Here is a 19491-nt window from a genome sequence, read left to right on the forward strand (position 1 = left end):
CATTGCGCCAGGGAGCGGGCAGTTTTCACTCCTGCCCATTCCGCTGCATATGAACCAGGTGCTCACTCCCGTTTCCAAGCCCACCTTTGCCGAGGCGTTGCGCTTCTGGCTGAAGCTGGGCTTTATAAGCTTCGGCGGTCCGGCCGGGCAGATTGCCATTATGCACCAGGTACTGGTGGATGAAAAACGCTGGATTTCGGATGCCAAGTTTCTGCACGCCCTGAACTACTGCATGCTGCTGCCCGGCCCCGAAGCCCAGCAGCTGGCCACCTACATTGGCTGGCTGCTGCACGGCACCCGGGGCGGACTGGCGGCCGGCATTCTGTTCGTGCTGCCCTCGGTGTTTATCCTGCTGGCCTTGAGCCTGCTCTACGTCACGGTGGGCACGTTGCCGGCGCTGCAAGGCGTGTTTATGGGTCTGAAGCCCGCCGTGGTAGCTATTATCCTGCTGGCCATGGTCAAGATTGGGCAGAAGTCCTTGCTGAGCCTGCTGCACTACGCCGTAGCCGCCGCCAGTTTCGTGGGCATCTTCTGGTTTAATGTGCCGTTTCCGTTGCTCATCATCGGGGCGGCCGTCGTGGCGCTGCTGGCTCAGCGCTTTTTTCCGGTTCGCACCCACGCAGGTGCCGCGCAGGCCCGGGCCGCCCAGGCGGAAGCAGGGTACTTCCTGACCACTCACTCCGTGATACCGGGCACCGGCTTTTCCTGGCCCCGCCTGCTGGGGCAGCTGGGCACCGCGCTGGCCCTCTGGGGCCTACCTTTGGCCGTGCTGGCCTTCACCACCTCGGATTTCCCGTTCTGGCGCACGCTCACGCTCTTTTTCACCCAAGCGGCGCTGGTTACCTTCGGCGGAGCCTATGCTGTGCTGCCCTACGTGGCCCAGGTGAGCGTAGAAAAGCTCCACTGGCTCACGCAGGGGCAGATGCTCGACGGCCTGGCCCTGGGCGAAACCACGCCCGGCCCGCTGATTATGGTGCTGGCCTTTGTGGGTTTCATGGGGGGCTACACGCATTTTGGCGCCTCCCTGGCATTGGGTAGCCTTGGGCTGCTTACCACTACGTACTACACCTTTCTGCCTTGCTTTCTGTTTATCCTCGTGGGGGCGCCGCTCATTGAGCGTACCCAACACAACCTGCACCTGAAGGCCGTGCTGAGCATTATCACGGCGGCAGTGGTCGGTGTGGTGCTGAATCTGGCCGTGTACCTGGGCGGTAGTGTTCTGCTGCCCGCCGGCACGCCTCACCTCGCCGGGGTGCACTGGCCCAGCCTGGTATGGGTGCTGGTGTCGCTGGCCGCCCTCTACCGCTTCAAGCTGAATATGATTCTGTGGATTGGCATCAGCGCGGCGGCTGGCCTGCTGTATTACCTGGCGCAGGCGGCGCTCTAACTTGTATATTGCCCCGTTCCTTCCCGCCCAAATTCCTCCCATGAGCCACCTTCTTTCCCGGCGTGAAGCCGTCCGGGCTACGGCGCTGCTCGGCGCCGCTTCCTGGCTGGCCCCCGCCGCTGCCCCCGCCACCCCGGCCCTGCGCAAAGGCCCAACCCCGCCGCTTAGTGCCGCCGAAATAGCCAGCATCGAATCCGCTTTGGGCAAGAAGGGCACCTACGTAGAGGCTCAGGCTACCCACAGCACCGCCCTGCCCCGCAACGACCTGAAGATGCGCATCAACGGCGAGCCGGTTCCGATTCCGTTTGGCTTTGGCGGGTGGGTGGCCATCAAACACACGCTGGATGGGAAGTCGGCCATGCTGATGAGCGACACGGTGCTGCTGCAGGAAGAGGTGAACCCGCTGATGTCGGCGGCCCTGGCGCAGGGGCTGGAGGTGGGCGCCGTGCACAACCATTTCTTCTACGAAGAACCGCGGATCTTCTACATGCACATCCACGGCATGGGCAGCCCGGCCGAGCTGGCCCGCAAGTTTGCCGCCGCCCTGAAAGACTCCAAGCTGCTGCCCGCCAACCAGCCCCCCAGCCCTCCGGCAGCGGCGGGACAAGCTGGCAACACGGCCACCCCAGCCGCCGGCTCAGCTCCTACGGGCAAGGAGTTGTTCGACGTTGCCGCCCTCGACAAGCTGGTGGGCTACTCGGGCACCGCCAACGGCCCCACCTACAAGTACACCGTAGGCCGCGCCGACCTGCAGGTGGTCATGATGCATACGGAAATGACGGCGGCCATCGGCCTGAACTCCTGGGCTTCGTTTGCGGGCCGGCAGGCCGATGCCCACATTGCCGGTGACATTGCCATGCTGGAGCACGAAGTCAACCCGGTTATCAGGACCTTGCGCGCCCACAACCTGGAAGTAGTGGCCGTACACAACCACATGCTTTTCGACCAGCCCCGCATGCTGTTTCTGCACTATTACGGCCGGGGGCCGGCGTTGCAGCTAGCGGCCGGCTTTCGGGCCGCCCTCGACCAACTAGGCAAAGCCGCGCCCGGCATGCCCGGCATGAAGCACTAATACCCGCACGGTGCCGAGGCGCGAAACGACCTGTTAGAAATCGGCAGCAGGTAGCTAGGAGGCCAGGAAGGCGGTGACAGGACCCGAATACGTGAGGGTGAGTTGGTGCATAGCCCGGGTACAGGCCACGTAGAGCATGCTCCGGTCTACTTCCGTCTTGTAGTTGCGGGCGGAGACAAAGGGCACAATAACGGCATCGAATTCCAATCCTTTGGCCAGATGCGCGGTGGTGACGATGACACCTTCCTTGAACGAAGTGGAATCGGCCGTAAGCAAATGAACTCCGGCTCCTTGCAAAGCCTCATACACCTGGGTTGCCTGCCGTAGAGTTTTGCAAATAATGCCCAAAGAGTGGCTGCCCGAGCTTGCAAAGGCCGTAACCAGTTGCTGAATCGTCGCTAGCTCTTCCGCCTGACTGGTGCAGGACGTTAGTACGGGTGGCTGCCCGTGGCGCTCCAGCGGCAGGATGTCGGGATTGGGGGTGATGCGCTGGGCGAAGGTCGTGATTTCCAGGGTCGAGCGGTAGCTCCGGTAGAGCTTCACGATGTCGGCTTGCGGGAAAACCCGTTCGATGGTTTCGGCCGAGGAAGCGCTGTACGGATTCACCGTCTGGCTTACATCGCCCAAAATGGTTTTCCGACACCGAAACAGGCGCGACAGGACCGCATACTGCACGGGCGTGTAGTCCTGCATTTCGTCGACCAGCAGGTGCTTGATCTGGTCGTAGGCCGTAAGCCCTTCCAGCCGGATGCGCAGGTAGATCAGGGCAAAGACATCCGCGTATTCCAGCTTCAGGCGCTGGTCTATCTTGAAGAGTTCGGGCTTGCCAAGCCAGCGGTAAAAGTCCCGGTAAAAGTCCAGCACATTGTTGAACTTGAACATGCGCGGAATTCCCTCCCCGATGGTGGCTTTCTCCTGCCCGGTCAGCTTCCGCCCCACGGCGTCGCGCACGTAGGCCCGCACGTCGTTGGCCACCAGCGCAAAGCGTTGGAGCAGGGGCACCCGGTGGTAGGCCTTGAACTTCTGCTGCAGAAAGACGCCGGAAACCACCGTTCTACCAACCCGTAGCTCACTCAAGGAGAAGTAGTTGTTCTCGATATGAATCAGATATTGGTTCAGCTTGCTGAGGAACTCAAACGATGACTTGAACCGAATACGCTCGATAAAGGCAGGGTCGTGCTGCTCGAGCAGCGCCGATACCTGGTCGAAAAAGGTCTGGAAGGTGTAGCGGTTGTCGAGCAGGTCGGCGGCCAGCTCTTCCATGCCCATCTCGGGAATATGCTCTTCCCCCAGCTCGGGCAAGACGTTCGAGATATAGTCGGCAAAGACCTTATTGGGCGAAATAATCAGAATGTCTTTGGCCGCAATGGTTTCGCGGTAGCGGTAGAGCAGGAAGGCAATGCGGTGCAGGGCAATGGAGGTTTTGCCCGAGCCCGCCACTCCCTGAATGACCATCACAATGGCGTCCTCGTTGCGGATTACCGCATTCTGGTCGCGCTGAATGGTGGCGACAATGTTTTTCATCTTGTCGTCGGACGACTTGGCCAGCTCGCGCTGCAGCACGTCGTCGTGAATGTTCACGTCGTTTTCGAGCATGAACTCCAGCCGGCCGTCCCGGATTTTGTACTGCCGTTTCAGCCCGATGGTCCCCTGGATTGTGCCGGAAGGAGTGGCGTAGGACGCTTCCCCGAGCTCGAAATCGTAGAACATGGAGGAAATAGGGGCGCGCCAGTCGTAGATAAGATTTTGGCGCTGCTGCTCATCGGAGAAAGAATGCACTCCAATGTATACCGGCGTCGTCACCTGGCTGGGCGTGGTGAAATCGATACGGCCGAAGTAAGGCGACTGACTTAGCTTAATCAGCTTGCGTTTCCGGGCCACGGCTGCTTCGCCCGTGAAAGCCATCCGGTTAATGGATTGGCCCGCGGCTACCATGTCGGCGTCGTCCATGCCGGACTGGTGCTCATGGATGTACTCTTTTTTCTGGCGCAGCTCGTTGGAGAACTGCTTTACGGCATCATCGATCCGCTTGACGGCGAAGGCCAGCTTCTCCTTGATTTCCTCCAGATAGGCCTTTTCTTCTTGTTCGGTGGCGTTCATCACGTGCGGCTCTTGTTGACTGAACCTCAAAGGTGACACCAAATTATGAGCTGTAGAAGCTTGGGTACCCGCTTTCTTGCGTGCACCCAACCCTACCCGCATAAGTTTGCCGCCCTACCCCTCGCTGGGCACTGGCTGCTTTGACCTGAGCAGCCCCCGGCCGGAGCAGCAGTTACCGAGGTCAGAGCTGGTTGGGCGGCGGGTCCGCGCGCCCCGGCCAGGCCACTGGGCACTAACGATTAAGCTCGCCTAAAACAATGGTTGATACCGCTGTTCGCCTACCTTTGTCAGCAGGTCAACCATACGGTTATTAGGGCCCGCGTCGGGCCGCCAATTACCCTCGGCGCGGCCCGAGGGCGCAACTCCTATCCGCTTCTTACTCCCTTATATATGAGGAAACTTTTACTGCTATCCTGTTTGCTGGCAACCTTTACTTCGGCTTCGGCTCAGCTGCGCAACTTTCGGCTCGACCGGATCATCGGCACGCCCGTCGACTTCCCGCAAGACATCAAGGTCAGCTCAACCGGCTCCTTGTACGTACTGGACCGCGCCGGCCTCATAAAGCTTGATGCCGGGGGCCGCTACCTGCAAACTATTCCTCTGCGTTCGGCCACGCGCACCCCCGATTACCGGGCCCTGGCCCTGGATGGGCAGAACAACATTTTTGTCGTAAACCGGGCCCAGTCCTTTGTGCGCAAGTACAGCCCGGCCGGTGACTCACTCACGCAAATCGGCGGCGTGGGCGCGGCACCGGGGCAGTTGCAGCAGCCCGAAGGAGTAGCTGTCGATGCGGCCGGCAATATCTACGTGGCCGACACGGGCAACAACCGCCTGCAAAAGCTTAGCGCCAGCGGGCAGGTGCAGTGGGTGTATGCCCCCAGCGGCACCCAAGCCCTGGTGCAGCCCTCGGACGTGAAGCTCGCGCCCGACGGCAGCGTGTATGTGCTCAACAAAAACTCGACAGCTGTCAAGCTCAGCCCCGCGGGACAGCTGCTCGGCACCCTATCCCTAAGCTTCGCGGGGTCGGCGGCTTTTGGCCAAACGATAGGGCTCGGAATCGACGCGGCCAATACGCTTTACGTGGTTAGCTCACGGATGAGTGCAATTCAGCGCTACAATGCCCAGGGCGTGCATTTGGGAAGTTTCGGAGCAAGCGGCGGCTCCTTTGGCGGCACGCACGCGGCCCTGGCCCTGGACAAAGACGGCAACGTATACGCTATTGATTCTTTTGACCGGGACCAAAGCGTGAGCTCCATCCGCAAGCTGAGCCCAGGTGGCGCTTTGCTCAACAAGTGGGGCAACGAGCGGGTATTTGGCAACCGCATGCGCCAAGACGAGGCGGGCAATATCTACTACCTCGACCAAAACCTGGCGCGCATCGTCAAGCTGAACCCCGCCGGCGAGCAGATAGCCACGATAGGCGGGCCTGGACAGGCCGATGGCCAATTCGGCGCGCTCACCAGCTTTGCCATCGACCTGTTTGGCAACATATTTAGTCTGGAAGGCCAGAGCTTTCCGCCCCGCGTGCAGAAGTTTGACCCACAGGGCCGTTTTATCAGCAAAGTCTCGCTGCCCAATCCGCAGACCAACCCCAACGGCTACTGGCCCACCGACCTGGCCGTCGACGCGGGCGGCAATTTGTTTGTGCTCGATTATTACAGCGCGGTGCGCAAGTACGATGCCCAGGGGCGGCTGCTGCAGATGATTGGGGCGGGCGGCAGTGGCAGCGGGCCCGGCCCCGGGCAGTTTTATGCGCCCCGCGGGGTAGTGCTGGATTACCGCGGCAACATCTACGTATCGGACGGGGCCGGCAGCCGGGTGCAGAAATTCAGCCCCAGTGGTCAGGTGCTGCGCGAGTTTCTCTCGACATTTCCGCCCTCCTTCCAAGGCTCCGCTTCGTTGTCGCCCGGCGACGCGGGCCTGGCCGTAGATGGGGCGGGCAACGTGTACGCCAGCGTTGGCAAAAACAACTACATCACCATGTTTGAGGGCAACAGCACCCGGCAGGTGAAGCTGGTCGTGGGAAGCAGCCCCGCCCTGATAACCGTTAATCAAACGGGTACCCGCCTCACCTCGGCCACCTGGGGGCACGACGTGCTGCGGCTGTACGTGCCCACGACCCGCCCACCCGAAAACCTGGTGAGCGGCAGAATATTCCAGGACCTGAACAGCGACTGTGTGCAGCAAGCCAACGAGCCGGCCCTGCCCAACATGGTGGTGGTAGCCGAGCCCGGCGGCTCGTACGGCCTGACCGATGAAAACGGCAACTACACGGTGGCCGTCGACACGGGGGCGTATACCGTGCAGCAGCTGCTGCCACCGCCGCAGCCGGGCCGGGTGGTGCAGCAAGTTTGCGCCGGCCCGTCGGCCGTTGTCTTCAGTTCCTACGGCAATGCCGTGAGCGGGGTAAACTTTGGGAATCAGGTAAGCACGGCCCCGTATCTGACGGTGAACGTGGCTTCGGATCGGCGGCGGCGCTGCTTCCGCAACACCACGGCCGTAAGCTACGCCAACACCGGCTTTGCGGCGGCCCCCAACGCCACCGTGACGGTGGCATTGCCGCCGGAAGTCGTTTTTGTGAAAGCCAATGTGCCGCACACCCTGGATGCGGCCGGCCACTACGTATTTCAGGTTGGGGCCCTGCAGCCCGGCCAGCGCGGCACCATCACCATTCAGGATTCGGTAACGTGTGGCAACCCCGCCATCCGGGGCCTGACCGTGTGCACCCGCGCCTGGATTCGGCCCGGCAATGCCTACCCGGCGCCGGCGGGCTGGAACCGGGCTTCCCTGGCCGTTTCGGGCGCCGTGGTCGGCAGCAGCCAAGTCCGCTTTGCCATCACCAATCGGGGCAGCGCCGCCACCACCGACAGCCTGGGCCTGCGCATTTATCAGGACGCGCAATTGGCCCTGATGCGCAACATCTCCCTGGCTGCGGCCGACAGCCTGGTGCTGCGCTGGACGGCCACCGGGCCCGTGGTGCGGGTAGAAGTAGACCAACCCACCAACCACCCGTACGGGCCGCTTGCCAGTGCTACCGTCGAGCTGGCTGCCTTGCGGACCTCGAGCCTACCCAGCGCGGCCATGCTGGCCCTGTCGGCAGGCGACCAGCAGCCCACGGCAGCGGAAGATTGCCAGCCAATCCTCGACTCGTACGACCCGAACGATAAGCAGGTGGTGCCGAAGGGGCTCACGGCCCAGCACTACACTCCTACCAACGAGGTGCTTCGGTATCAGATCCGGTTTCAGAATACGGGCAACGACGTCGCCTACCGGGTGGCCGTGGTAGATACGCTAGCCGCCAACCTGGATCTGAGCACCCTGCAGGTGGGAGCCGTGTCGCACCCCTACCGCCTGACCGTAAGTGGCCGGCAGCGCCCGGTGCTCACGTTTACCTTCGACAACATCATGCTGCCCGATAGCGCCAGCAATCTGGCGGGCAGCAATGGCTTTGTGCAGTTCAGCATCAAGCCTAAGGCTGGCCTGCCCGCCCGGACCCGCATCGACAACTTCGCCGATATTTTCTTCGATTACAACGAACCCGTCCGGACCGACACCACCACCAACCGCATCTACGACATGCCGCGGAGCGTGGTGCCGGCCGTAGCCCTTACGTACCCGGATGTATTGGCCTCACCCGTCGTTACGGCTATGGCGCCGGCCCAGGGCCGCTTTGGCACCGTGGTTACGCTCACGGGCCGCAAGTTTTCGCCAACGCCCGCTACAAACCGCGTACTATTCAACGGCGTGGCGGCACCCGTCCTGAGTGCGACCAGCACGACGCTTACGGTGCGGGTGCCAGCGGGTGCCACGACCGGCGCGCTTACCCTGACCACGTCTGACGGCGGAACGCGCAGCACCGACTTCACCGTGTTTCAGCCCCCCACGCTCACCAGCGTCAGCCCGGGCGAGGGCCAACCCGGCGCCATCGTAACCTTGACCGGGGCGCACTTCTCGGCCGTGGCGGCGCAGGATACCGTTACCTTCAACGGGGTTCCGGCGCGGGTGCTCCAGGTCACTGCCGGCGGCTTGCAGGTAGAAGTACCGGCGGGGGCTACGCTGGGTAAGATCCGAATCCGGACGTTGGGCGGGCAGGCCGAAAGCCCGCAGCCCTTCATGGTCTGGTACGCGCCCACCCTTAGCACTACCACCCCGGGCCGGGCCCGCACCGGGGCTACTGTAGCCCTGACGGGAACCAACTTCGCCGATTCGGGGACGCGCAACGTGGTTATGTTCGGGGGCAACCAGGCCGGGCAGGTGCTGCAAGCTTCGGCCACGCGCTTGGTGGTGAAAGTGCCGACGGGCGCCCAAACCGGGCCTATTCAGGTGCAAACGCCCGGCGGGCTGGCCACTACTACCACGAGCCTGCATGTTATTCCGGCCCCGGTTATAACCAGCTTCAGCCCCACGCACGGAACCGTGGGTACTACGGTCATCCTGACTGGGCGTAACTTCCGGGAAGAAGGCCTGAACGACACCATCCTGCTCGGCGGACTAGCCACCCGCATTGTCCGGACTACGGCCACCAGCGCGGAAGTGGTAGTGCCCCGCGGGGCTAGTTCCGGAATCCTGACTGCGGCCGGGGCCGGGGGCCGGGGGCAGTCGGGCGAGGCGTTTACGATGAGTACCTTACCGCTACACGAGGCGGTTACGGTTTATCCTAACCCCACCCCCGACCAGGTGACCATTAGCTGGCGCCAGGCCGACTTTGTCGTTCAGCAGGTGCGCATCTATGACACTATCGGCAGCTTGGTTGCCACGTCGCTGGTATCGTCGGCTGCTGCCGATGAGCTAACCCTGCCCCTGACCCACTGCCGGGCCGGCCTCTACATAGTGGTGATTGAGACGCCAGCTGGCCGGGTCGTGAAGCGCGTCACCTTGTTATAAAAGACCTCCAGTACAAAAGCCCGCGGCAATAGCCGGGTCCACACCATAGCGTGGGCTCAGCTACTGCCGCGGGCTTTTTAGGATCAGGGCTGTTTAGTTCCAGCCCCCGCCGAGGGCCCGGTACACATTCACCGAGGCATTGAGCTGCTGCATCTTGGTTTCGATCAGGTCGAATTTCGATTCCAGGGCGTCGCGCTGGGTGAAAAGCACCTCGGTGTAGTCGGCCCGCGCCGAGCGGAAGAGGTTGTTGGAAATCGTGTTCGACTCGTTCAGGGCCTGCACGGCCTGGGCTTTCTCCCCGTAGCTTTTCTCCAGGTTGCGGATACTGGCAACTTGGTTGGCCACCTCCACATAAGCGTTCAGCACCGTGCGCTCATAGTTATACACCGCCTGGGTCTGGCGGGCATTGGCGCTGTAGTACAAGGCTTTTATGCCGTTTTTGTTGATCAGCGGAGCCGCTACATCCCCGGCCAGCGACAACAGCATGGACTCAGGCCAGGTGGCCAGCAAGCCCGGCTGGAAAGCCGCCGTACCCACCGCGCCGGTAATGCGCAACGAGGGGTAGAAGTTGGTACGCGCCACCTGCACATCGAGCTTGGCGGCCACCAGGTTTTGCTCGGCCTGCCGGATGTCGGGCCGGTTGTGCAGGAGCTGGGCCGGCACCCCGGCCCGAACGGCCAGGGGTACCAGTTCGGTGAAGGAAGCCGCATTGCGCGCTACCGGCTGCGGGTAGCGGCCTACCAGGAAGTTGAGCCGGTTTTCAGTTTCAATGATGCGCTGCTGAATACCGTACTGCAGGCTTTGAGTGTTGTGGACCTGGGCCTCGAAGCGCCGCACGGCCAGCTCAGTTACCCGGGCCGCCTCTTTTTGCAGGCGCACGGCCTTTAGCGCATTGGTCTGGATGTCGATGTTTTGCTGCACAATGGCCAGCTGATTGTCGAGGGCCAGCAGCTCGTAGTAGGAGTTGGCAATTTCGGCAATGAGGTTGGTCACCGTGAAATTTCGGCCTTCTACCGAGGCCAGGTAGCGCGAGGCCGCCGCCTTTTTAGCGTTGCGCAGCTTGTGCCAGATGTCGACTTCCCAGCTGGCGTAGGCGCCCGCCTGAAAGTCGGTCAGCGGGTCGGGGGTGCGGCGCTCGGGCTTGATGTCCACGTTTTCCTCGGTGGCCCCGGGCAGGGTATAGCGGGCGGCTTTTTCCACCCCGGCGGCGGCCCCAAGCCCTACCGTGGGCAGGTACTCGCCTTTGCGGGCGCGCACTTCCTGGCGGGCCAGCTCGATTTCCTGCTGGGTGATATTCAGCTCCTGGTTGCGCAGCAGGGCCGTATCAATCAGGGCTACCAGGTGGGGGTCGGTGAAGAACTCCTTCCACTGGATATTGCCGGCAGTAGCGGCTGAATCCTGGGGGCTGCCGGCGTAACTGGCCGGTACCGTGCGGCTTTCTTGTTTCTGTACCAGCTGGGGCGCTTTGCAGGCTCCTACCGTCAGGGCCAGGACGGCGGCGCTCAGGCTTTGATAAATGCGTCTTTTAAGCATGAGTCTCAACTTCTTCAACTAAAACGTGGGGCTCGAACTCCGACAAAGGGTGCTCGTTTTCATCCCCGATGAGCTTGCGGCCGGCGGCCAGGGTGCCGAAAATGTAGTACAGGCCCGGCACGATGATGACCCCGAAAATGGTCCCGAACAGCATGCCGCCCAGGGCCGAGGTGCCGATGGTGCGGTTGCCGATGGCGCCCGCGCCGTGGGCCAGCACCAGCGGAATCAGGCCGGCAATGAAGGCAAACGAGGTCATCAGAATCGGACGGAAGCGGACCTTGGCGCCTTCAATGGCCGCGGCCCGCACCGACATGCCCTCCTCGTGCTTCTGCACCGCGAATTCCACGATAAGCACCGCGTTTTTGCCCAAGAGGCCCACCAGCATGACCAGGCCCACCTGGGCGTAGATGTTGTTGGCCAGCCCCAGGGTTTTGATCAGCAGGAAGGAGCCGAAAATACCGGCCGGCAAGGACAGAATAACGGCCAGCGGCAGCAGGAAGCTTTCGTACTGGGCGGCCAGCACCAGGTACACGAAGCCGAGCACGATGAGGAAAATGTAGATGGCCTCGTTGCCCCGGCTCACCTCGTCTTTCGACAGCCCGCCCCAGTCGATGTCGTAGCCGCGGGGCAGGGTTTTCTGGGCTACTTCCTGCACGGCCTTGATGGCCTCACCCGAGCTGTAGCCGGGAGCCGCGTCGCCGCGGATGGAGGCCGTGGGGTACATGTTGTAGCGGTTGATTTCGTTGGCGCCCTGGCCCTTCACGATTTTCATGAAGGCCGAAAACGGCACCATCTCGCCCTTGTCGTTCTTGACCCACATGTCTAGGATGTCCTTGGGCAGGCGGCGGTACTCGGGCGAGGCCTGCACGAACACCTTGAAAAAGCGCTGATACTTGATAAAGCCCAGCTCGTAGGTCGAGCCCACCATGATGCTGAGCGTGTTCATGGCGTTGCCGATGCTCACGCCCTTCTGCATGGCCAGCTGGTTGTCGATCTGCAACTCGTACTGCGGGTAGTTGGCCGAGAAGAAGGTAAACAGGCCAGCCAGCTCCTTGCGCTTCTTGAGCTCGGCCATGAAGTCTTCGTTCACCTTTTCCAGCGCCTTATAGTCGCCGGTGGAGGTTTTGTCGAGCAGCTGCAACTGGAAGCCCCCCGCCGCGCCGTAGCCCGGTACTGCCGGTGGCTCGAAGAACTCGATGGTAGCGCCGGGAATTTCCTTGGCTTTCTTCTCCAGGCTCTCCACAATGTCGTGCACGGATTCCTTGCGCTCTTCCCAGGGCTTGAGGCTGATGAGCAGGGTACCGGCGTTGGAGCCCCGGCCTTCGGTCAGCACCTCGTAGCCGGCCAAACTTGACACGCTTTCAATGCCCGGCACTTTCTCGGCCAGCTTGGAAAGCTGCTGCGACAAGGCGTTGGTGCGTTCCAGCGTCGAGCCGGGCGGGGTCTGGATGATGGCGTAGAGCATGCCCTGGTCTTCGGCCGGGATGAAGCCCGAGGGCAGCGTCGAGGAGATACCGAAGATGCCCAGCCCGAAGGCAATCAGAATGGCGAAGGTGAACACGCGCCGGTCGACGACTTTTTCCAGGATGTTGGTGTAGCGGCCCGTCAGGCGCTCAAAGCCGCGGTTAAACCAGTCGATGAAGCGGTTGATGGGCGTCTTCTTGCGGGGCTGGCCGTGGGTGTTCTTCAGAATCATGGCGCAGAGCACCGGCGTCAGCGTCAGGGCCACGATGCCCGAAATGACGATACTGGAGGCCATGGTGATGGAGAACTGCCGGTAGAAAATCCCCACCGGGCCGCTCATAAAGGCCACCGGCACGAATACGGCCGTCATCAGGATGGTAATGGCAATGATGGCCCCGCTGATTTCGCCCACTACTTCGCGCACCGCCCCGTAGGGCGAGAGGTGCTTTTCCTCCATCTTGGCGTGCACGGCCTCCACCACCACAATGGCGTCGTCGACGACGATACCGATGGCCAGCACCAGGGCGAAGAGGGTAATCATGTTGATGGTCATCCCGAAAGCCTGCATGGCAATGAAGGCGCCCACGAGCGACACGGGCACGGCAATAATCGGGATGAGCGTGGAGCGCCAGTCGCCCAGGAAGAGGAACACCACAATGGCCACCAGAATAAAGGCGTCGCGCAGGGTGTGAATCACGTTTTCGGTGGAGGCGTCGAGAAAGTTCGACACGTCGTAGCTGATCTTGTAGTCCATGCCGGGGGGCATGGTTTTCTTGAGCTCCTGCAGCTTGGCTTTCACGCTCTTGATGACGTCGGAGGCGTTGGAGCCGTAGGTTTGCTTCAGCATGATGGCCGCCGAGGGGTAGCCGTCGAGGTTGGAGTAGATGTCGTAGAACTCCGAGCCCAGCTCCACGTTGGCCACGTCCTTGAGGCGCAGGGTTTCGCCGTTGGCGTTGGCCTTGATGATGACGTTCTTGTACTCCTCCACGTCGTTGAAGCGGCCCTTGTAGGTCAGCACGTATTCCAAGGCCGAGGCCTCCTTGCCGTCCGAGCGGCCGATGCGGCCCGGCGAGCCAATGACGCTCTGGTCGTTGAGGGCTTCCATTACGTCATCCACCGACAGGTTGTAGGCCCGCATCCGGTCGGGCTTGAGCCACACGCGCATGGCGTACTGGCGGCTGCCCAGGATGCTGGCCCGCCCGATACCGTCGATGCGCTGGATTTCGGGCAGCATGTTGACCCCGGCAAAGTTGAAGAGGTACCGCATGTCGGTATTCTTGTCTTTGCTGTAGAGGTTCACGTACATCAGCATGTTCGGCACCACGCGGTTGACCACCACGCCCTCACGCTGCACCAGCACCGGCAGGCGGTTCAGGATCTGCGCAATACGGGTATTGACGTTCACGACGGCCTGCTCGGGGTCGGTGCCCAGGTTGAAGACAATCTGGATGTTGGCTTCCCCGGCCGATACGGCGTCGGAGGTCATGTACTTCATGCCGGGCACGCCGTTGATGGCCTGCTCCAGCGGAATGAGCACCGATTCGGTCAGCACCTTGGCGCTGGCCCCGGGATACGCTGTGCTCACCATCACCATGGGCGGCGAAATCTCCGGGAATTGGGACGTGGGCAAGGTCTTGATAGCCAGCATGCCCAGGAACAGGATGACCACCGATATGACGATGGCAAACACGGGTCGGCGAAGGAATCTACTAAACATGATCTAGGGGCTGTAGAGACGCGTATTCGCGTCTGCTGCGTGCTGATGTTGTTTACCGGCCGGCCCGACGGAAGACGCGAATACGCGTCTCTCCATCGGACTTGCCTAGGCCGTTAATGCTATTCAGAATACACTTTCAAGTGGGCAATGACCGACTTGGGCTCCTGGTACTCGAAGCTGATTTTGTCGCCGTCTTTCACTTTGCGGATGCCTTCGAGCAGGATTTTGTCGTCCGCTTTCAGGCCCGCGGAGATGATGTAGAGGTCGGGCATTTCGGAGGCCACCGTCACTTCGCGCTGATGCACCCGGTTCTTGCCGTCGACGACGTACATGAACTTCTTTTCGAGCACCTCGAAGGTGGCTTTCTGGGGCACAATCAGGGCGTTTTTCAGGGGCACCGTCATGAGCACCGAGCCGGTTTCGCCGTTGCGCAGCAGGCCTTTGGGGTTGGGGAAAGTGGCCCGGAAGGCAATGTTGCCGGTTTCGTTGTTGAAGTCGGCCTCGATGGTTTGCACCACGCCGGGATACTCGAACACCTCGTTGTCGGCCATGCGCAGCTTTACCTGAGGCTTGGCGTCGGCCTGCACGTGGGCTTTGTAGGCCAGGTACTCGGCTTCGGGTACGTTGTAGTACACCCACATCTTGCTGTTGTCCGACAAGGTCGTGAGCAAATCTCCTTCATCGACCAGGCTGCCGAGCCGGGCCTGAAAATGGTCCATGATGCCGCTGAACGGGGCCTTGATGGTGGTAAAGCCCAGGTGCGTCTGGGCCAGGGCCACTTCGGCCCGGGCCTTTTCCAGCTTGGCCTGCGAGAGGGCCAGCTCGTTGGGCGACACCACATTGCCGTCGGCCAGCTTCTTGGTATTCTGGTACTCGATGCTCACGAATTTGGCTTCGGCCTCGGCTTTTTTCAGCTCGGCCTGGTAGAGCAGGGGCATGATCTGAAACATGACCTGGCCTTGCTTCACCTGCTGGCCTTCATCGACAAAAATCTTCTGCAGGTAGCCCTTCTCCAGGGCCCGCAGCTCGATGTGCTGGATGGAGTGAATCTGGGCGACGTAGTCCTTGGTGATGGTCGTGTCCTTTTGCAGCGGACTGGTGACCAGAAACTTGACCTTTTCTTCCTTTTCCTCTTCTTTCTTCGAGCAGCTGGTCGTGCTGCACAAGAAGCCTAGGCCCAGAGCCATGAGCATGATTGTTCTTTTCATAAGAACCTGAATGGTGATTCTAGCGGATGCCGTGTGATTGAGAGGGCAAAGCAACCCGCGTTACATTAAGGCTGAATGAAGGAATAGAGGAAGCACCACAAACAATGTAGACCGCGGCCCAGGGCGGTTAGCGGCCTCAGGGCTTACCCTGGTGGGTAGGCCCGCTACCCTATATAGCGAGTACCCGGCCCAGGTGCAGCGTTTTTTCCAGATGCATCAATGATGCATCTGGAAAAAAACTACCTACATTTGCTTTCCATCAACTGGTAAGGCCGAGTGCATACAGGGCGTAAAATTGTAGCGTGGTGGCTGTTATTGCTGCTGCTTCGGGTGCTGACTCCCGAGGCGGCCGTCCTGCGCCTGCACGTGCACCAGCACACCGATGACCGGCCCGTGAAGTCACTCGCGGTGACCGGCCGTACCAAAGCCGTGCTATCAGCCCAGCACCAGCACTGCCACGTCGAGCAGCTCTACAATGCGCCCTTTCAGCCGGCTGGGCCAGTTAGCCTGCCCGCGCCCGGGCGCGTGCTGACCTACGCCGAGTACCGGCCCCAGGCGCCCGTATGCCGGGCCTCGCACCTGCTCGACGGCGCGGCCCTGCGCGGCCCCCCTGCTTTTCAAGTTTAAGGCCGGCGCCCCCTTGGTGAGCGGCTAGCGTTGCGCTGGCACTCCCGTGCCCGGGCCTACCGCCCGGTTGCCTGGGCGCAGTCTGCCGCGGCGCTCCGTGGCCCCATCGCCCGCTGCGGCCAGCAGGGTCCGGGTTGTATCGCCCTTTTTTCGCCTCCTAGCCGACCAGCCCATCTGCCGCTGGGGTAGCCAGCTTCTGGCTCAGCCGCTGCTTTTGACAGCCGCCCTGGGTAGCTACCCAATTGTGCTGTAACCGGTTGGGCACCCCATTCCCTCTCTTTTTTACCGACTTCACCCGCGCGGTGGGCTTGCCGCCTATGCCGGGCTTTCCCGTTTTTTCATGCTACGACTTTTTCTGTTTCTGGGGCTTTTGTGCCCTCTTTTTGCGGGCGCCCAAGGGTTGTCCGGCCACCTCGATGGTCATATTACCGAGGCTGGAGGACGGGGCCTGGAGGGAGTTTCCATCGTGGAGCTGTCCGGTCGATTTTCGGCGTTCAGCGAGGCCGATGGGCATTACTCGCTAGACCTGCCCCAGGGCGAATACACCCTGATTGTCCGCAGCCTTAGCCACGAGGAGCAGCGCCGCGTTGTGGCGCTCAGCCCCGATTCGCCCTTCCTGACCCTGGATTTCGTGCTGCAGCCCAGCACCACGGCCCTGCAGGAAGTAGAGGTGCTGGGGCGCAAGGAAACCTCTTACAAGAGCGACTACAGCTTTGTGGGCACCAAAACGGCGGCCCGCCTTATCGACGTGCCCCAGTCGATTTCGACCGTGACCAAGGAATTGATGGAGGACCGCCAGGCCCTGCGCCTGACCGAGGTAGTGAAAAATGTGGCGGGCGTAACCCAATACTCGCACTACGACGACCTGACCATCCGGGGGTTTCGCAACGGCTACGAGAGTGGCTTCCGGCTGCTGAACGGGCTGCGTTCGGGCTTTAGCTATGGCAACTCCTTTACCCAAACGCCGCTGACGGTGAATCTGGAGCGGGTCGAAATCCTCAAAGGCCCCGGCGCGGCCTTGTATGGCGACATCAACCCGGGCGGCACGGTGAACATGGTGACGAAAAAGCCGCTGGACGTGGCCCGCCAGGCCCTGAGCTTCTCTACCGGCAGCTTCAATACCCTGCGCGCCACGGCCGACCTTACGGGCCCGCTCAACGACCAGAAAACGCTACTCTACCGCTTCAACGCTGGTTTTGAGAAGTCGAATACGTTTCGGGCCGTGAACGATACCCGCTCCCTGATGGCGGCGCCCACCGTGACGTTTCTGCCCACGGATAAGACGACTGTCAACGCCGAGCTGGTGTATACCCACATCGACGGCTACCTGGACCGGGGCCTGCCCATCCGCGGGGGCGACCTGTACGCCCTGCCCCAGTCCTTTACCCTGAGCCAGCCGAGCGACTATTTCCGCACCAGCACCTACTACCTCAACGCCTCACTCAACCACAAATTCACCAATTGGCTGTCGTTCAACGCCTCTTACCTGGATTTTACTTACCATGAGGATCTGAGCGAGCATCGCACCCTGAACACCTACGCCGACGCCCCGGCCAATACGGTGATGAACCTGCGCTACTTCGACCGGCGCGCCGAGGAGTACACTAAGAACTTGGCCGCCTACTTCGTGCTCAACCGCTCTACGGGTCCGGTAGCGCACAAAGTGGTAGCGGGCGTGGACTACATCCGCTTCAATACCGACCCGCAGAGCACCATGTTTGAGGCCCGGCAGAAGGTGGTAAACGGCGTCACCTCATCCCTGACGTTCGATTTAAAAAAGCCGCTCTACGAAATACAGGACCCGACCAAGTACGTGCGCCGGCCCCTGCCGCAGTTTTTCACCGACTACATCAACTCGGTGTACCACACCACGGGCGTGTACGTGCAGGACCAGCTGGACGTGACCGAACGCCTGGGTTTGCTGCTGGGAGTGCGCTACGAGCTGTTTGCCGACGAGCGGGACTACGGCGACGGGAAGCAGAACATCCGGCAGCGCCAGCTGCTGCCCCGGGCCGGCCTGACCTACGCCCTGCGCGACAACCTGAAGTACTTTGCCTCCTACAGCGCTGGTTTCCGGCCGCTCAAGCCCGAGTACATCCGCTTTCCGGAGCGCTACGGCCGCGCCACCGCCTTCGACCCCGAAACCAGCTACCAGCTGGAAACCGGCCTCAAGGGTGAATTTTTCAACAAGGGCCTGCTGGCCACCGTGGCCACTTACCAGATTGTGAAGCGCAACCAGCTGGTCAATACCGGTTCCCTCACGCCCGAGGGGGCGCCCGTGTACCGGCAGAATGGCCAAGCCCGTTCCCGCGGAGCGGAGCTGGAGCTGGCCGGCAACATCCTCCCTAATCTGAGCCTGAACGCCAGCTACGCCTTCAACCACTCCGAGGTGCTGGAGGCGGATCTGGCCGTGGAAAACGGGCAGCCCCTGGCCAATGCCCCCCGGCACTCGGCCGGCCTGTGGACCAAGTACACCTTTCTGACGCCGGCCCTGCGGGGGCTGGGCGTGGCCGTGGGCGGCAACCACGTGAGCCGCCGCCGCACCGAAAACCAGGTGGCCAACACCACTACGGGCGAGCTGTACTGGGCGTACTGGCCCGCTTACACGGTGCTCGATGCGGCCCTGTTCTACACCACCGGCAAATTCAACTTCCACCTGAACGTCAATAACGTGCTGGACCAGTACTACTTCGTCGGGGGCTACGACTTCTTCCGGGCCAGCCCCGGGGCCCCGCGCAACTTCCTGGCCACGCTGGGCTACACTTTCTAACGGCACCCATTCTTTTTTATATGACTTACCTTCTCGAAGCCCGGGCTCTGCGCAAGCAGTACGCCGACAAGCTGGCCCTGCGCGGGCTGGATTTGCAGATTGCTCCGGGCGAAATCTTTTGTTTGCTGGGCCAAAACGGGGCCGGCAAGTCCACGACGATTAATCTGTTCCTGGGCTTTGTATCGCCTACTTCGGGCGCCGCCTTCGTCAATGGGCTGGAAGTAGCGGCCAACCCGCTCAAAATCAAAGAATACCTGGCGTACATTCCGGAGCAAGTCATGCTCTACCCCCACCTGACGGGCCTGGAAAACCTGGCTTTGTTCAGCAGCCTGGCTGGCTACCGGTACTCCCAACCGGAATTGCAGGGCTACCTCACCGATGCCGGCCTGCCCGCCGAAGCGGTGCGGCGGCGGGTGGGCACCTACTCCAAGGGCATGCGCCAGAAAGTGGGCATTGCCATTGCCGTGGCCAAGCACGCCCAGGTGCTACTGCTCGACGAGCCCACCTCCGGCCTCGACCCCAAAGCTTCCAACGAGTTTTCGGAGCTGCTGCGGCGGCTCAGCGCCCAGGGCACCGCCGTGCTCATGGCCACCCACGACATTTTCCGGGCCAAGGAAGTAGGCACCCGCGTGGGCATCATGCGGGAAGGAGAGCTGGTGGATGTGCGCCCCACCGCCGCTCTGAACGCCCAGGAACTGGAGCAGCTTTACCTCACCTACATGCACTAGC

The 19491-nt window shown here is 61.7% G+C and carries 10 protein-coding genes; 6 read left to right on the forward strand and 4 right to left on the reverse strand.

Annotated elements, in window-relative coordinates; all coding sequences use genetic code 11:
- Positions 1-49: 49 nt before the first annotated feature.
- On the forward strand, positions 50-1387 hold the full coding sequence (chrA, locus tag E5K02_RS14015) for a chromate efflux transporter (protein ID WP_135395507.1): 1338 nt from the start codon (positions 50-52) through the stop codon (positions 1385-1387).
- A 40-nt stretch (positions 1388-1427) separates the two neighbouring features.
- On the forward strand, positions 1428-2459 hold the full coding sequence (locus E5K02_RS14020) for a DUF1259 domain-containing protein (protein ID WP_135395509.1): 1032 nt from the start codon (positions 1428-1430) through the stop codon (positions 2457-2459).
- Between the two features lie 54 nt (positions 2460-2513).
- Here E5K02_RS14020 and E5K02_RS14025 read toward each other — a convergent pair whose 3' ends face one another.
- Positions 2514-4559 carry a HelD family protein gene (locus E5K02_RS14025; protein WP_135395511.1) on the reverse strand — a complete coding sequence of 682 codons (2046 nt, stop codon included), beginning with the start codon at positions 4557-4559 and terminating at the stop codon, positions 2514-2516.
- 390 nt (positions 4560-4949) lie between these two features.
- Here E5K02_RS14025 and E5K02_RS14030 point away from each other — a divergent pair, with 390 nt between their 5' ends.
- Entirely contained in the window at positions 4950-9443 is a 4494-nt protein-coding gene (locus tag E5K02_RS14030; protein ID WP_135395513.1) for a DUF7619 domain-containing protein, read from the forward strand.
- 93 nt (positions 9444-9536) lie between these two features.
- On the opposite strand, the gene E5K02_RS14035 is transcribed toward E5K02_RS14030, so the two are convergent.
- The 3 genes from E5K02_RS14035 to E5K02_RS14045 form a co-directional block, all read right to left on the reverse strand.
- The gene (locus tag E5K02_RS14035; RefSeq protein ID WP_135395515.1) at positions 9537-10976 is read right to left on the reverse strand and encodes an efflux transporter outer membrane subunit; all 1440 of its coding nucleotides are present in this window, start codon (positions 10974-10976) and stop codon (positions 9537-9539) included.
- Complete coding sequence (locus tag E5K02_RS14040; RefSeq protein WP_135395517.1) at positions 10969-14157, reverse strand: efflux RND transporter permease subunit; 3189 nt, start codon at positions 14155-14157, stop codon at positions 10969-10971. Before E5K02_RS14040 ends, E5K02_RS14035 begins: the two co-directional genes overlap by 8 nt.
- 119 nt (positions 14158-14276) lie before the next feature.
- Positions 14277-15365, reverse strand: coding sequence for an efflux RND transporter periplasmic adaptor subunit (locus E5K02_RS14045; RefSeq protein ID WP_135395519.1), 1089 nt, complete (start codon positions 15363-15365; stop codon positions 14277-14279).
- Positions 15366-15680: 315 nt separating this feature from the next.
- On the opposite strand from E5K02_RS14045, the gene E5K02_RS14050 reads away from it, so the two are divergent.
- The 3 genes from E5K02_RS14050 to E5K02_RS14060 all read left to right on the forward strand — a co-directional run bounded on the left by E5K02_RS14050 (position 15681) and on the right by E5K02_RS14060 (position 19490).
- Positions 15681-15992: a hypothetical protein gene (locus E5K02_RS14050; protein WP_167856401.1), complete on the forward strand. Its 312-nt coding sequence runs from the start codon at positions 15681-15683 to the stop codon at positions 15990-15992.
- Positions 15993-16332: 340 nt separating this feature from the next.
- Complete coding sequence (locus E5K02_RS14055; RefSeq protein WP_135395524.1) at positions 16333-18762, forward strand: TonB-dependent receptor; 2430 nt, start codon at positions 16333-16335, stop codon at positions 18760-18762.
- A 20-nt stretch (positions 18763-18782) separates the two neighbouring features.
- Positions 18783-19490 (forward strand): ABC transporter ATP-binding protein, encoded by a 708-nt coding sequence (locus E5K02_RS14060; RefSeq protein WP_135395526.1) that lies wholly within the window; start codon positions 18783-18785, stop codon positions 19488-19490.
- The last annotated feature ends 1 nt before the right edge of the window (position 19491 follow it).

Origin of the sequence: Hymenobacter metallicola (genome assembly GCF_004745645.1) — a bacterium.
Classification (GTDB): domain Bacteria; phylum Bacteroidota; class Bacteroidia; order Cytophagales; family Hymenobacteraceae; genus Hymenobacter; species Hymenobacter metallicola.